Genomic DNA, 12,571 nt, shown 5'->3' with positions numbered 1-12,571 from the left:
GGGCGCAACCTCTAGCGCCGGCCGCGCGGACGGCCGGTCTGCCACGGGCGGCGCGGACACCGGGAAACCAACCCGCCCCTGGCGCGTTTACCGGACTGCAGCCCGGAGACCCCCATGGCGCCGCGCCCCTATTGGAAAGGCTATCTCAAGCTCTCGCTGGTCACTTGCGCCGTCTCGCTCACGCCGGCCACGAGCAGCCGCGAGAAGGTGCGCTTCCACACCGTCAACGCCAAGACCGGCCACCGCGTGCGCAGCCGCTATGTGGATGCCGAGACGGGAAAGCCTGTCGCCGACGAGGACGAGGTGAAGGGTTACGAGACCGAGGAGGGCCGCCACGTCATCATCGAGGACGAGGAGTTCGAAGCGGTCGCGCTGGAAAGCACACGCACGATCGACATCGACCAGTTCGTCCCCGCCGACAGCATCGAATGGATCTGGTACGACACGCCCTACTATCTGATGCCCGACGACGAGGTGGCGCAGGAGGCTTACGCCGTCATCCGCGAGGCGATGGCGGCGACCGGCAAGGTGGGCATATCGCGGCTCGTCCTTTCGCGGCGCGAGCGGGCGGTGATGCTCGAACCCCGCGGCAAGGGCATCGTCCTTTGGACCCTGCGCTATGGGGACGAGGTGCGCGACGGGAGGGAGATCTTCGGTGACGGGGAAGAGAAGAAGGCCGAACCGCGCCTGGTCTCGCTCATTTCGACGCTGATCGAGGACCTGACCCAGCCCTGGGATCCGGCGATGCTCGGCGATCCCGTCCAGGAGCGGCTGAAGGAGATCATCGCCAGCAAGCAGAAGAAAAAGACGAAGAAGCCGTCAAAGGCCGGGAAGAAGGAAGAACCGGAGACCCCGGGCAACGTCGTCAACATCATGGACGCGCTGAAGAAGTCGATCTCGCAGGAAAAGAAGCGGGGCGGCTAGGGGCTGTGGACGCGCCTCGCGAAACGCCTCTCTCACCAATTCTGGTGATTGGCGGGAACGGTGTTGCGGAGCGCCTATCTCCCCCTCCTGAGCTTGTCGAAGGGGCGGGGGAGAAAGCAAATTCTCGGGCTTAGCCGAAGGCTAAGTCGGTAGAATTGGCAAGAGAGGGGGCCAGCGCTGCAGCCCGTGTTCTGAAATCCGACACACCCTTCAACAATCAGGCCGCCCGTTTCGCCCGGCCGTCGAGCGGTATCGCCGCCTTCCAGAACTCTTCCCAAGGGTCGGTCTTGAGCGCCGCGAGCCGCGGCAGCACGTTCTCTACCGTGAAATAGGCGGGACCGACCGCCGGGCTGAGCTCCTCCCAGTCAAGCGGCATGGAAACGGCGGCGCCCGGCCGCGCGCGGGTCGAATAGGGCGCGACGGCCGTCGCCCCGCGCCCGTTGCGCAGGTAGTCGATCAGGATCTTTCCCTTGCGCTTCGCCTTGGTCACCGTGGCGACGTAGCGCTCCGGATCGTCGCCGGCCATCGCATCGGCGATGCTCTTGGCAAAGGCCTTCACCTCGTCCCACTGCGCGCGCGGCTTGAGCGGCGCCACCACGTGAAGCCCCTTGCCGCCGGACGTCTTGACGAAGCTTGCAAGCCCCGCCTCGCGCAGCCGCTCGCGCACCTCCTGCGCCGCCTCGATCACGGCTTCCCACGGCACGCCGGGTCCGGGATCGAGATCCATGTTGATCAGGTCCGGCTTTTCGAGATCGCCGAGGCGCGCGCCCCACGGATGGATTTCCAGCGCCCCGCCCTGTACCAGGCCCAGGAGCCCCGGCAGCCCGTCGATGGCGATGATCGGCTGATCACCCGCCTCCTTGGGATCCTGTGCCTGCAGGATCTCCTTGGACTGGCCGCGCCAGGCATGCTTCTGGAAGAAGCACTGGCCGTCCACGCCGTCGGGACAGCGCACCAGGGCCAGCGGCCGATCGACGACGAAAGGACCCATGCGCGGCCACACCTCAAAATAATATTCGGCCAGCCCCTGCTTGGTCACCCCGGCTTCCTTCCAGTAGAGCCGGTCGGGATGGGTGAGCCGGATGGCCGGCATTGCCTTTTCGGCCGGCGCCTTGCGCTTCGATTCCCGCCGGACCTCCTCCGGCTTCTTGTCCTCGCGCAGGCCGCGGAAGGAGGCATGCCTGATGAGATCATCGGCCGTCCAGGTGCTGAATTCCACCTCCGCCACCAGCTCGGGGCGGACGAAACGTGCCTGCCGCGCCTCTTCCGCCGTCAGCTTCCCGGCGAACGGGCTCTCCTTCTGTTCGAGCTTTTCCAGCCGCTTGAAGAGATCGGCGGCGACCTTGTGCGTGTAGCCGGTGCCCACGCGCCCCGCATGCAACAGCTTGCCCTTGTCGTAATACCCGAGCACAAGAGAGCCGATCGCCTTGCGGGAGGTGGTCGAGGGTACGAAGCCGCCGATGACGAACTCCTGCCGCTCGGAGCATTTGGCCTTGATCCAGTCCTTGCCCCTGCCGGAACGGTAAGGCGCCTCGCGATCCTTCGAGATGATGCCTTCGAGGCTCAGCCGGCAGGCATGTTGCAGCACCACCGCGCCGTCCTCCTCGAAATGGTCGCTGTAGCGCAGGACCGGCGGCGCGTCGCGCATCAGGGCCTTGAGTGCCGCCTTGCGCTCCACCAGGGGTGCGGGTCGCAGATCGTGCCCGTCGAGATAAAGAAGGTCGAAGGCATAAAAGACCATCCGATCCGTCCTCCCGGCGGAAAGGTCCGCCTGCAGCGCGGAAAAGTCGGAGGCGCCGCCCGCACCCTCGACGACGAGTTCGCCATCGATGATCGCTTCCCTGGCAGGCAGGGCCGACAGGGCCGCGGTCAACACCTCTCCGAACTTCTCCGTCCAATCCAGTCCGCTGCGGGTATAGAGCTGCGCCGCCCGGCGGCCGATATGCGCCTGCAGCCGATAACCGTCGAACTTGATCTCGTGCAGCCATTTTCCCGATGTCGGCGGAGCCGGCTTCAGGGTCGCCAGCGCCGGGGCGATGAAGCCGGGATAGCCGGCCTTTTTGGCCTCCTTCGGAAGGACCGGCTCGGGCCTGTCTATCCTGCCCGTCCGCGACGACCATCCCGGTGCCTCGCCCGCGACCTCCTCGACCACCCGCCCCGTCTTCACCGATTCGGGCCGTTCCTCGAGGATGTCCGGATCATCCTCGCCGCGGGCGAAATCGTCGTCGCCCTTGATCAGGAGCCAGTTCTCCTTCTTCTCCCGCGGCTTCTTGCCCATCCGCACAAGGTGCCAGCGCCCGCCGAGCTTCTCGCCGTGAAGCTCGAAATCCAGATGACCCTTCGCATAGCCCTTCTGCATATCGCCGATGGGGGACCAACGGCCGGCGTCCCACACGATCACCGTCCCGCCCCCGTATTCGCCCTTAGGGATGGTTCCCTCGAAACCGCCGTACTCCAGCGGGTGGTCCTCCACGTGGACGGCCAGGCGCTTTTCGCCCGGCACGAGGCTCGGCCCCTTGGTGACGGCCCAGCTCTTCAAAACGCCGCCCATCTCCAGGCGCAGGTCGTAGTGCAGGCGGCGTGCCGCGTGCTTCTGGATCACGTAGCCGTCGCCCCCCGGCGCCTTGCGTGCCCGGCCGCGCGGCTCGGGCGTGGCCTTGAAATCCCGTTTCTTGCGGTATGTCTCGAGCGCCATCCAGCGGGCCCTAACCGGCCTTGCGCCCCTGCGCCGGCTCGGCCTTCTTTCGCTTGCCGCCGCGTGCCTTCTTCGCCGCCTTCTCGGATGCCGCCGCACTCTCGCGCAGGGCGTCCATCAGGTTGACCACCTTGGTCTCCTTCGGCGGCTTGGGAGCCTTGATCTCGCGGCCCTCCATCTTCGCCCGGATCAGTTCGGCCAACGCCTGGTCGTAACGGTCGTCGAAGGCGCGTGGATCGAAGTCGCCGGCCTTGGTGTCGATGATGTGCTTGGCGAGATCGAGCATCTCCCCCTCGATCTTGAAGTCGGGAAGCTCATCGAAGATTTCGGCGGCAGGACGCACCTCGTAATCGAAATTCAGCGTATTGGCGACGAGGCCGGAGCCCTGTGCCCTGAGAAGCAGGGTGCGCACCCGGCGGAAAAGCACGGCGCGGGCAAGCGCGGCCACCTTCTTGCGCCGCATGCCCTCGCGGATCACGGCGAAGGACTCGCCCATCACCCCCTCGGAAGGCGCCAGGAAATAGGGCTTGTCGAAATAGACCGTGTCCACGTCCGCGCAGGGAACGAAGCCTTCGATGCGGATGGTCTTGTCGCTCTCGGGCACGGCCTCGGCCACCTCCTCCGGCTGAAGGATGATGTACTCGTCGTCACCGACCTGATAGCCCTTCGCCTGCTCGCCGCGCTCGACCGGTTCTTCCGTCTCCTCGTCGAAATATTGCCGGTGCACACGGTTCCCGGTCTTGCGGTTCAGGATGTGGAAGGAAACCCGCTTCGACGTCGTCGCGCCGGCATAGAGCGCCACCGGAAAGGCCAGTTCCGACAGCTTGACGTACCCCTTCCAGGTTGCCCGCGGTGCCACTTCGATACTCCGTACAAAGGCGTTGAACGCGCACGGGGTCCGGATGTTCCGGCGGGCACCTGTGGAACGGCTTTGCTCGCGGCGGCCGGCGACCGCAAGCCGCCTCAGTTCACGAGAACGGCCCTGCCGCAGGCGGCGCCCGTCACCCGGACATTCGCCTCGCCGACCTTCACGCCTAGCGTGGTGAGAAGCGTGGACAGCAGGGTGTCCAGGGGACCCGCCGCCTCGCCGAGTATCTCAGCCACCGTGTCCGCGAGAAGGTCCGGGGACGAGAGGCCGAGTTGAAGCGGCCCGAGCTTGAGGTCCACGTCCAGATCGAGATCCTCCAGGAGGGAGCGGACCAGCGGCTGCGCGATATCGTGCGTGTGAACGCTCTTGACGGCGCCGCTGTCGATCTCGGCCCGGCTGAAATCCAGCCGTGTCGGAAAGCGGTTGCCCGAAACGGCATGTGCTTCTCCGGTGACCCGGACCACTTTCAAATCGACGAGCTTGGCCGGGCGCAAGGCGGGTCTCGTGTCGAAATATCTGAGCTGGTCCGGATCGATCTCCCCAACCCACGCCTCGACGATCCCCGGCCGGGCATCGATGGCCACGCCCGTCACCTCGCCCCGGGAGCACGAGATCCCATCCAGCTTGGCCTCGGCATAGGCGACTTCGAGGTAAAGCGGCAGCCGGATTACTTCACCAAGCGTCCCTCCCGGTCCTTCGACTTCGATGTTCAGGAAAAGCCGCGTCTGCGCCGTGCGCACGATCTTGCCGGCCTCACCGACGGCGAACCACGGCAAACCCTGCGGCGGCTCGCCGATGGCGATGTCGAGCGTGAAGGACGCCAGGCCGGGAAGATCCAGTGTGCTGGCCATATCGACCAGTGTGTCGTGATTTGCCACCGCCGCGCTCGCCCCGAGCAGGTCCATGATGCCCACGACCGCTTCGAGGCCGGCTGTCCGCTCGCCCAGCGCGAGCTGGCCGAGACTGCCGATGTCGAGCAGCTTGCCCATGGGCACGTGCAGGTTCGCCAGCCCGGGAGCATTCGCCAGGGCGAGCAATGCGAGACGCGCATCCTGGTTTTGACCGGCCGCGACCGACAGCGCACGCAAGATGTCGCCGATCGCCGCTTCCGCCGCGATCACGTCGTTGTACGTGCCGGCTGTCAGGTCGATCTCGGCGGCGAGCGCATCCAGGAAGGACAGTACCTCGACATCGGCATCCGCCAGGGCGCGATAGTCCATCGCCTTCAGCGAGACATTCGCGCCAAGCAGAGCTCCGAGCAGATTGTTGAGCACGCCTTCATCGAGGCTGGCGAGCCGCGAGCCGACCGAAAAGGCGGCCTCTTCCGTCGTGGCTGCGATCGCAGTGGTCTGCATCGACGGCGGGTCCATCAGAAAATGAGCGAAGTGCAGCGCACCCGTCTTCGTGTAGGTCACCCGGGCGGCATTGGCCGGCGTCGCGTTCGCAGTGAACCGCGCCGCCGGATCCACCGCCGGATCGGCCACATACCGCCCGGTCTCCACCTCCAGCCTCGGTGCCGCGTCCGACACGACGATCTCGTCCGGTCCCTCGCCCGATTCATCTTCGCCCGCCGAGACACCGCCCTGGCCGTTGTCGTTCATGGCCAGAACCGCGGCAGCTTCCGCCTTGTCCAGATTGCCTGCTGCGGTGATGGCGGCGAGATCCGTCAGCGCCTGGGCTTCCCGGCGCTCGAAATACAGGGAGCCGAAATCGATCGCGATCGCGGCAGCCATGAAGACCAGGGTCATCATAAGCGCGCTCATGACCGCGATGCTGCCGCCCCGATCCCTGAGCCACCGCGAAATCAGGCGCCTGTAGAAGAAAACACGATACGTCATCAGATGCCCCCGATCCGAATGGTCGATGCGCGCTCGATCACCTTGCCCGGCAGCGACAACCCGTCCCAAAGCCCCCAGATGGGAAGATCACCGGCATCGTATTGAAGAGAAACGACAAACTGGGTTCCGTCCGCGGAATCGGCCACATCCACCGCGATCCGGTCCGCGGTGATGAAGGGATATCCGCTCGAATGATTTTCGATGAAGCGCCGCGCGAGCAACGTCCTTTCCGTTTCGTCCAGGCCCGGAATGGACGCGCGCGCCGCGTCTGCGGCCAGTTGCTGCATGGAGTGCATCGCCCCGAAATAGATGCCGTAGGCGATCATTCCCATGAACAGGAACAGAAAGACCGGCGCGACCAGTGCAAACTCTATCGCAGAGACGCCGGCTTCCGAACGCACGAAGGCAACCGGCATCCGCCCGCGAAACACACGACCCGGATATAAACCTGAGTATTCAAATCTAGAATTAGCTTTGTCTACCGTGTACTTTCCATCCATACCGCCCCTCCTGGATGAAACTGCAGATACTCTGCGCATGATGCACACATATATTAAAGAAATAGAATGTGAATCACGCACTTACGTTGAATACTTCTTCCAGATTCGGTTAACATACCTAGAAGGTTGAGCTTCGCTTTGTATGAAAAGCCATATTCAGATGCGAAGCTTCGCATCCGGTTTTGGCCGCCGCCACGCGGCAGAGCTCGGGGTAGACGGCAGAGAGGGCACGATGCGCAACGTCACCACCCAGCCTGCGGCAAAACCCGAATGTCCGCACTGCCTCCCGGCGGCGATGCGCCTTTGCCTGGGCCTCATTCTCTGTCTGATGCTCACGGCGGTCCCCGCCGCCGCCGAAAAGCTCGAGCGGACTGCACTCATCGATCGCGTGTGCAATCTCATAGAGTCCCACGCCGAGCGCAACGCGCTGCCGGCAGATTTCCTGGCGCGGCTGATCTGGAAGGAAAGCCGGTTCGACCCGAACGCCGTAAGCCCCAAGGGCGCGGAAGGGATTGCCCAATTCATGCCCGGAACCGCCGCCCTGCGCGGCCTGAAGGATGCGTTCGACATTCGCCAGGCGATCCCAGCCTCGGCGGCCTATCTCGCGGAGCTGGCGAAGAAATACGGCAATCTGGGCCTGGCGGCGGCCGCCTACAATGCCGGCGAGGGACGGGTTTCGCGCTGGCTCTCCGCAGGCGGTTTCCTGCCACTTGAAACGGAAGACTTCGTGCTCGACATTCTCGGCGAGCCGGCGGACCGCTTCGCCGAGGGAACCCACTCGCACACGATTCCGCCGCTCAAGCCCCATACGCCTTTTGACGAGGCTTGCCGCGACCTCCCCGCGTCCGGCGCGGTCACCATCGCCATGGCGAACGTGCCGGTGAAACCGTGGGGCATCCAGGTGGCCGGCCATTTCCGCCGCGACGTCGCAGTCCGGCAATGGCAGCGGTTGCGGACGCGCCACCAGGCGTTGTTGGCGGGCCATGAGCCCGTCGTGAGCCGCATGCGCTCGCCGCGCGGGCGGCGCGGGATCTATGCCGTCAGGATCGGCGCCGACAGCCGCAGGGATGCCGACGACATTTGTGGCCGGCTCCGGGGCGCAGGCGGCTCCTGTATCGTGTTGCGAAATCGCTGAAAGGCAATCGGACATCCGGCGGGCGCAAGCGCCCGCCGGACAAGATCAGGGCTCAATGCCGCTGTGCGACGGCCTCGTCCTCGCTGAAGGATTTGACCAGCGGCATAAGCTGCCAGAGCGCCGACAATCCCACCAGGATGTAGATGATCCGGGAAAGAAGCGCCGCCTGGCCGCCGAAGATCGCCGCGACAAGGTCGAGCTGGAACAGGCCGACGAGAAGCCAGTTCAAGCCGCCGACGATGATGAGCAGAAGGGTGATGATATTCATCGCACGCATTGGACGACCCTCCCAGGTTTTCCAGATACGCTTTCAACGCATATCCGCGTCTGGAGTTCCCGCACGCGTTGCGCAAGGGGCCCGTGCGCAAGACAGCCAAGCTGGCGGAACGAAAAGAGGACGGGTCGCACCCGCCACAGGCGTCATGCGACAGCGCAGGCTGTCTGGGACCCACTCCGGAACGGTTCGCGCCAGGCCAAGGCATCTCGGAATGGATCCCCACCCTCCCTCAGCTTCGCTCCGTTCGGCCGGGATGACGCCCATGGAAAAGAGTCGCAGTGGGCTTGCCGGCCGTTCCTTCCACCTTTGAACACGCCTCAGCCGATAGGCCGCACCTCGGTATCCGTCTCTTCCAGAACCGCGTCCGGCACGAAGAAGTCGCCGGCGAGCGGTCCCGTGGCATCGGGCGCATATCGGGAGAAGTCGCTGACACCCGTCTCGCGCAACACGCGTTCGTCGATGAAGAAATTGCCGGTGGTCTCACGCGCGGGCCGGGTAAGGATCGCATGGGCGGCGTCGGCTACGATTTCCGGCGAGCGGCTCATCCGCGCCAGCGCCTCGCCGCCGAGGACGTTGCGCACCGCCGCCGTGTCGATGGCCGTCAGCGGCCACAGCGAATTGACGGCGATGCCGTCTTCGGCGAATTCCGCGCTCATGCCCAGCGTGCACATGGACATGCCGAACTTGGCCATGGTGTAGGCGACGTGATTCTTGAACCACTTCGCCTGCATGTCGAGCGGCGGCGATAGCGTGAGGATATGCGGGTTCTGCGCCTTCTTCAGGTGCGGAATGCAGCATTTCGAGACCAGGAACGTGCCGCGCGCATTCACCTCATGCATCAGGTCGAAACGCTTCATCCGCGTTTCGAGCGTTCCGGTGAGCTGGATGGCGCTCGCATTGTTGACGCAGATGTCGATGCCGCCGAAAGCATCCACCGTCGCCGCCACGGCGCGCTCCACCTGCGCCTCCTCGCGGATGTCGCAGACAACCGCCAGCCCCCTGCCCCCGGCCGCCTCGATCTCTTCCGCCGCCGTATGGATGGTGCCCGGCAGCTTAGGATGCGGCCTGTCCGTCTTGGCGGCGATCGTTACGTTGGCCCCGTCGCGCGCAGCCCGAAGCGCGATCGCCAGGCCGATGCCCCGGCTGCCGCCGGAGATGAAAAGCGTCTTGCCCGCAAGCGACATCGTATCCTCCAGGACGGAACCGCGAGTGCAAGGCCGGCGCGCGCCTACCCGGCCATCGGCGTGCCTTTCCTCGCCTTCGATGACGGAGCTTAACGGCTTTTACGTCAACGTCAATCAGATGCCTTCGGCAGTTCCGCGATACCGCCATGCGCGGCCGACCATTCGAGCGGCGCCTTGAGGAAACTCTCCGCCTGGTCCAGTGCAGCATCACCGAAGCGGCCTTCTTTCCGGCACACCTCCAGAATGTCCCACCACGTGGTGAGGTAGTGGAGCCGCATGCCTGCCGCCTTCAGCCTGTCCGGCGTGTCGGGGAAAATACCGTAATAGAAGACGGCGAAGGTATCGGTCACGGTGGCGCCCGCCGCGCGCACGGCCTCGGCGAATTTCAGCTTGCTGCCGCCGTCTGTGGTCAGGTCCTCCACCAGAAGCACCCGCGCTCCTTCCGCCAGGTTGCCCTCGATCTGCGCGTTGCGGCCGAAGCCCTTGGGCTTCTTGCGCACATAGATCATGGGCAGGCCCAGCCGGTCGGAAAGCCACGCCGCGAACGGAATGCCGGCCGTCTCGCCCCCGGCCACCGCGTCGAACTGCTCGAAACCGGCATCACGCAGGATGACGGAGGCGCCGAAATCGATCGCCGCCGAGCGGATGCGCGGATAGGAGATGAGCTTGCGGCAGTCGATATAGACCGGGCTAGCCAGTCCCGAGGTGAAGGTGAAAGGCTCGTCGGCACGGATGTGGACGGCCTCGATCTCCAGAAGCATCTTCGCGACGGTCTCGGCGATCAGCGCCTTGTCGGGAAAGGTATTGGCGAACATGGACGGCAGGCTCCCTGTTATGATATTTTCTCGCTAGCAGGGCGAGGCCCGCTAGGTTTACGGTACGAATTCACCGCCGCGCCCCATTCGTCCCGGCCGTCATCCCGGCCAAGGGAGCACCAGCGACCGCGAGCCGGGATCCATTCCGTGACTCGTCCATGTTCCGGAATGGATCCCGGACAGCCTCCGCTTCGCTCCGGCTTCCGGGATGACGGGAGCATACCCGTTCTCGGGCGCGACTGTTCTCATTTCCAACGCACAACTGCAATACTTCTAGGAAGCGTCGTCCTCGACTTTCCAGTGGATGGGAAACATCGGATCGAAGACGGTGATCTCGTCCTGTCCGGCCCTGATCTTGCGCTGGTTCTCCACCGGCTCGTCGGAGCGCACGAGGCGGATCCGCGTCTCGTTCGGCGGCAGGCGGTAGAAGGCCGGCCCGTTGAGCGAAGTGAAGGCCTCCAGCCGGTCGAGCGCGTTCTCCTCCTCGAACACATGGGCGAGGCAGGCCATCGTGTTGGGCGCATTGAAGACGCCCGCGCAGCCGCAGGCGGATTCCTTCAAAGGATCGACATGCGGCGCCGAGTCCGTCCCCAGGAAGAACCGCCCCTCGCCAGAGGTCGCCGCTTTGCGCAGGGCCAGCCGGTGCGTCTCGCGCTTGGCCACCGGCAGGCAGTAGTAATGCGGGCGGATGCCGCCCGCCAGGATGGCGTTGCGGTTGATGATGAGGTGGTGCGTGGTGATGGTGGCGCCGATATTCTCGCCCGCCCCGCGCACGAAATCGACACCGTCCTTCGTGGTCACATGCTCCATCACGATCCGCAGTTCCGGGATCCGCCGGCGCAGCGGCATAAGCACGCGCTCGATGAACACCGCCTCACGGTCGAAGATGTCGATCTCGGGATCCGTCACCTCGCCGTGCACGCAAAGCGGCATGCCGATTTCCGCCATGCGCTCAAGCACGGGATAGACCGCCTCGACGTCGCGCACCCCGCTCTGCGAATTGGTCGTCGCCCCGGCCGGATAAAGCTTCACCGCCGTCACCAGCCCGTCGCGAAACCCTGATTCAATATCATCGGCTTGGCTGGCTTCGGTGAGGTAAAGCGTCATCAACGGCGTGAACGCGCTCTCCCGAGGCAGGGCGCCGAGAATCCGCTCGCGATAGGCCGCCGCGTCCGCGCTCTTGACGACCGGCGGCACCAGGTTGGGCATGATGATGGCGCGGGAAAAATGCGCTGCCGACCACGGCGCCACCGCCTCAAGCACGGCGCCGTCGCGCAGGTGGAGATGCCAGTCGTCCGGCTGGCGGATGGTGAGCGTTTTCATGTCGAGGCCGACTAGATAGCCGGATTCGGCGCCCATGCAAGGCCAAAGCGCTCAAACGTGCCCTCCCCGGCCCTCGTGACAAAAATCTCGACCGCACCTGTCGGCTTGGGGCATTGTCGGCCGTCTTGCAAACGAACGAGGTCAGTCAATGCTTTACGCCATTCTGTGCTACCACGACGAGGACGTGGTCAATTCCTGGTCGAAGGAGGAGGACGACGCGGTGCTCGCCAAGCGCCGCCGCGTCCAGAAGGAATTCGTCGAAAAGGGCAAGATGGGCCCGGCAATCCGCCTCGTGCCGACTTCGGCCGCCACGACGCTGCGCACCTCCGGCGACGAGCAACTGGTCCTCGACGGTCCGTTTGCCGAAACGAAGGAGCAGCTTCTCGGCCTCTACATCGTCGATTGCGCCAATCTCGACGAGGTCGTCGACTTCGCCAAACGGCTGAAGGAGGGTGAAACCTGCACCTTCGAGATCCGGCCGATGCAGATTTTCGAGAAGGGCGTACTGCCCGAGGAAGTCAAAGTAGGAACATGACCGACATCGCCTGGATCGAGACGACGCTGACCGGTGCCCGCCCGCAGGCCATGGGCGCGCTCCTGCGCTATTTCCGCGATCTCGACCGGGCGGAGGAGGCGTTCCAGGAGGCCTGCCTGCGGGCCATCAAGACCTGGCCGGTCAAGGGGCCGCCGCGCGACCCCGCGGCCTGGCTCATCTTCGTCGGCCGCAACGCCGCGCTCGATACGGTGCGCCGCGACAGCCGCAACACGGCCCTGCCGGAAGACAGGGCCATCTCCGACCTCGGCGACGCCGAGGCCGACATGGCCGAGCGGCTCGACGACGCGCATTACCGCGACGACATCCTGCGGCTGATGTTCATCTGCTGCCATCCCGACCTGCCGGCGACCCAGCAGATCGCGCTGGCCCTGCGCATCGTCTGCGGCCTGTCGGTGCGCGAGATCGCCAGCGCCTTCCTGGTGGGCGAAAAGGCCATGGAGCAGCGCATCACCCGGG

12 protein-coding genes are annotated in these 12,571 nt (G+C 65.1%); 4 read left to right on the top strand and 8 right to left on the bottom strand.

Going from position 1 to position 12,571, the window contains the following annotated elements:
- The first annotated feature begins 114 nt into the window (after window positions 1-114).
- Entirely contained in the window at window positions 115-924 is an 810-nt protein-coding gene (locus ACFP9U_RS19105) for a Ku protein (RefSeq protein ID WP_378623900.1), read from the top strand.
- Between the two features lie 217 nt (window positions 925-1,141).
- Here ACFP9U_RS19105 and ligD read toward each other — a convergent pair whose 3' ends face one another.
- The 4 genes from ligD to ACFP9U_RS19085 all read right to left on the bottom strand — a co-directional run bounded on the left by ligD (window position 1,142) and on the right by ACFP9U_RS19085 (window position 6,825).
- Window positions 1,142-3,619, bottom strand: coding sequence for a DNA ligase D (ligD, locus tag ACFP9U_RS19100; RefSeq protein WP_378623898.1), 2,478 nt, complete (start codon window positions 3,617-3,619; stop codon window positions 1,142-1,144).
- A gap of 10 nt (window positions 3,620-3,629) precedes the next feature.
- Window positions 3,630-4,478 carry a Ku protein gene (locus ACFP9U_RS19095; RefSeq protein WP_378623896.1) on the bottom strand — a complete coding sequence of 283 codons (849 nt, stop codon included), beginning with the start codon at window positions 4,476-4,478 and terminating at the stop codon, window positions 3,630-3,632.
- A gap of 104 nt (window positions 4,479-4,582) precedes the next feature.
- Window positions 4,583-6,325: a pilus assembly protein TadG-related protein gene (locus ACFP9U_RS19090; RefSeq protein ID WP_378623894.1), complete on the bottom strand. Its 1,743-nt coding sequence runs from the start codon at window positions 6,323-6,325 to the stop codon at window positions 4,583-4,585.
- The gene (locus ACFP9U_RS19085; RefSeq protein WP_378623892.1) at window positions 6,325-6,825 is read right to left on the bottom strand and encodes a TadE/TadG family type IV pilus assembly protein; all 501 of its coding nucleotides are present in this window, start codon (window positions 6,823-6,825) and stop codon (window positions 6,325-6,327) included. Before ACFP9U_RS19085 ends, ACFP9U_RS19090 begins: the two co-directional genes overlap by 1 nt.
- A gap of 295 nt (window positions 6,826-7,120) precedes the next feature.
- On the opposite strand from ACFP9U_RS19085, the gene ACFP9U_RS19080 reads away from it, so the two are divergent.
- Window positions 7,121-7,960 carry a transglycosylase SLT domain-containing protein gene (locus tag ACFP9U_RS19080; protein WP_378623904.1) on the top strand — a complete coding sequence of 280 codons (840 nt, stop codon included), beginning with the start codon at window positions 7,121-7,123 and terminating at the stop codon, window positions 7,958-7,960.
- 52 nt (window positions 7,961-8,012) lie between these two features.
- Here the strand turns inward: ACFP9U_RS19080 and ACFP9U_RS19075 are convergent, their stop codons facing one another.
- The 4 genes from ACFP9U_RS19075 to pyrC all read right to left on the bottom strand — a co-directional run bounded on the left by ACFP9U_RS19075 (window position 8,013) and on the right by pyrC (window position 11,559).
- Window positions 8,013-8,237, bottom strand: coding sequence for a DUF378 domain-containing protein (locus ACFP9U_RS19075; protein ID WP_378623890.1), 225 nt, complete (start codon window positions 8,235-8,237; stop codon window positions 8,013-8,015).
- A gap of 317 nt (window positions 8,238-8,554) precedes the next feature.
- Window positions 8,555-9,421 (bottom strand): SDR family oxidoreductase, encoded by an 867-nt coding sequence (locus tag ACFP9U_RS19070; protein ID WP_378623889.1) that lies wholly within the window; start codon window positions 9,419-9,421, stop codon window positions 8,555-8,557.
- A 110-nt stretch (window positions 9,422-9,531) separates the two neighbouring features.
- Window positions 9,532-10,236: an orotate phosphoribosyltransferase gene (locus ACFP9U_RS19065; protein ID WP_378623887.1), complete on the bottom strand. Its 705-nt coding sequence runs from the start codon at window positions 10,234-10,236 to the stop codon at window positions 9,532-9,534.
- A 273-nt stretch (window positions 10,237-10,509) separates the two neighbouring features.
- Window positions 10,510-11,559 (bottom strand): dihydroorotase, encoded by a 1,050-nt coding sequence (pyrC, locus tag ACFP9U_RS19060; protein ID WP_378623902.1) that lies wholly within the window; start codon window positions 11,557-11,559, stop codon window positions 10,510-10,512.
- Window positions 11,560-11,707: 148 nt separating this feature from the next.
- Here pyrC and ACFP9U_RS19055 point away from each other — a divergent pair, with 148 nt between their 5' ends.
- Together ACFP9U_RS19055 and ACFP9U_RS19050 are read left to right on the top strand one after the other, a co-directional pair.
- A complete protein-coding gene (locus ACFP9U_RS19055) occupies window positions 11,708-12,094 on the top strand; it encodes a YciI family protein (RefSeq protein ID WP_378623885.1) in 387 nt (128 codons plus the stop codon).
- Window positions 12,091-12,571: sigma-70 family RNA polymerase sigma factor (locus tag ACFP9U_RS19050; protein WP_378623883.1), on the top strand; the 481-nt coding region annotated here is incomplete at its 3' end. The genes ACFP9U_RS19055 and ACFP9U_RS19050, both read left to right, overlap by 4 nt.

Source organism: Nitratireductor sp. GCM10026969 (assembly GCF_042660605.1).
In the GTDB taxonomy this organism is placed as follows: domain Bacteria; phylum Pseudomonadota; class Alphaproteobacteria; order Rhizobiales; family Rhizobiaceae; genus Chelativorans.
Note: the sequence above shows the minus strand (reverse complement) of the source record. Positions and strands in the feature narration are given on the sequence as shown.